The 2,207-nt window shown below is 77.5% G+C and carries 2 protein-coding genes; both read left to right on the top strand.

Translation table 11 applies throughout. The features are described 5' to 3' along the window. The coding region (locus AOK16_RS28795; protein ID WP_240483727.1) for a hypothetical protein at positions 1–1,015 on the top strand (1,015 nt) is incomplete at its 5' end. Next, complete coding sequence (locus AOK16_RS28790) at positions 1,012–2,103, top strand: PP2C family protein-serine/threonine phosphatase (protein ID WP_398718844.1); 1,092 nt, start codon at positions 1,012–1,014, stop codon at positions 2,101–2,103. The genes AOK16_RS28795 and AOK16_RS28790, both read left to right, overlap by 4 nt. Positions 2,104–2,207: the final 104 nt, after the last annotated feature.

The raw sequence follows: 2,207 nt of genomic DNA, 5'->3' as shown, positions 1-2,207 counted from the left end.
ACAGCGCGGCGGCGGCGAGCGGTTGCGCCCCGACGAGCTGGTCGAGCGGATGAACGGGTGGTACGCGCGAGCGCTGGACGTGATCGTGGCCGCCGACGCGGTCTGGTCCGCCCTGCCCGCCCGGATGGACCTCCTCTCGGCCGAGCTGCGGCGCACCCGCTCCCTCGCGCACTCCGTCGGCGTACGCCCCGGCGAGCACCCCGCGGGCGACGACCTGGAACGGATCACCGCCGGGCTCACGGCGCTACGCGCCGAGGTGGTCTCCGACCCGCTCGCCTTCTGGACCCCCGCGGCGTCCGCCAGTTCGGCCCCGGGCGGCGGCCGCCCCGACACCTCCCGCTACGACCGCGAGGCCCGCGCCCTGGACGACGTGCGCCGCGAGATCGAGGCCGTCCTCGACGTACGGCAGGACGCGGAGCGGCGGTTGACGGTCCTGCGGGACGTGCTGTCCCGGGCCGACCGCACGCTCACCGAGGCCCGGCAGGCCCGCGGCGAGGTCCTCGCGAAGATCGCCGCGTCCGAGGTGCCCGCGGTCAGCGGCCCGCCGACCGCCCTGCACGAACAGCTGGCCGCCGCGGCCGACTACCGCCGCCGCGCCCAGTGGCACCGCCTCTCGCCGCTGCTGGACCGCCTGGAGGAGCGCGCCGAGGACGAACTGGTGCGCGCCCGCGAGTCGCTGACCGCCGTGACCGCGCCGCTGGCCGTACGCGCCGAACTGCGCGGCCGGCTCGACGCGTACCGGTCCAGGGTCACCCGGCACGGCATGGCCGAGGACCCGCTCCTGGTCGAGCGGTACGACGCCGCCCGCCGCATCCTGTGGAGCGCCCCCTGCGACCTGCGCGCCGCGGAGTACGCGGTGCGGCGCTACCGGCAGGCCGCGATGGAGGTCCTCGTTCCGCGCCAGGCGGACGCGGAGCACCGGACGGGCGCGGAGGCCCGGACGGACGCGCGACCGGGCGCGGAGCCTCCCCGGGCCGCCGCCGTGGAGCGCGAGGACCACGGGGCGGGCGCGTGAGCACGGACCTGGGGGTGAGCCCCGAGTCGGCCGGCGGCGCGGAGGACACCGAGCGCGCCTGCGTCGCCTGCCGCACCGGCCGCGTCGACCCCGACGGCTACTGCGAGCACTGCGGCCACGAACAGCCGCACCAGCGCGACCACTTGGAGCGGGAGCTCCGCGGCATCGCCGCCGTCAGCGACCGCGGGCTGCGCCACCACCGCAACGAGGACGCGTACGCGGTGTCCACGGCCGTGCTGCCCGACGGCTCCCCCGCCGTCGTCGCGGTCGTGTGCGACGGGGTGTCCTCCTCAACCCGGCCCGACGAGGCCGCCCAGGCAGCCTCCGACGCCGCGAACGCCGCGCTGCTCGAAGCCCTCCCCGCCGGCGCGGACCCCCGGCAGGCCCTGCACGACGCGATCCTCGCGGCGGGCCGGGCGGTCGACGCGCTGGCGGAAGGCCCGGACGCGGACGACACCCTCGACCTGTCGGCGCCGCAGGAACGTCACACCGGGCAGCGGAACGCCCCCGCCTGCACCATCGCCGCCGCGGTCGTCACCCCCGGCGCCCTCACGGTCGGCTGGATCGGAGACAGCCGCGTCTACTGGATCCCGGAGGACCGCACGGCCGCGCCGGGCCGGCTGACCGAGGACGACTCGTGGGCCGCGCAGATGGTGGCCGCGGGCCTGATGGCCGAGGAGGAGGCGTACGCGGACCCCCGCGCGCACGCCATCACCGGCTGGCTCGGCGCCGACGCCTATGAACTGGAGCCGCACACCGCCACGTTCGAGCCGGGGCGCCCGGGCTCGGTCCTGGTCTGCACGGACGGGCTGTGGAACTACGCCGAATCCCCTGGGGAGATGGCCCTGGCCACCCCCGAGGACGCCCGGGCCCGCCCGCTGCACGCCGCGCGGACGCTCGTCGGCTACGCGCTCGACGGCGGCGGGCACGACAACGTGACGGTGACGGTGGTCCCTTTCCCCGCGCCGCCCGACTCTCCCGCGGCGCCCGACTCTCCCGCGCCGCCCGGCTTCCCCGCGCCGCCCAACTCCCCCTCACCGTCCGGCTCTCGTTCGCCCTCCGACCCGGAGGCACCGGCCGCGCCCTAGCGGGCCACAGCCCCGGCAGCCGACCCACACCCCCATGGCCGGACCATCCCGACCGTTCCGGGCGAACCATGCCTGTCCGCCCCTGGTGGTGGACGCGGCCGACA

Origin of the sequence: Streptomyces pathocidini (genome assembly GCF_001418495.1) — a bacterium.
Taxonomy (GTDB): Bacteria; Actinomycetota; Actinomycetes; order Streptomycetales; family Streptomycetaceae; genus Streptomyces; species Streptomyces pathocidini.
This window is presented reverse-complemented; position numbering and strand designations above follow the sequence as displayed.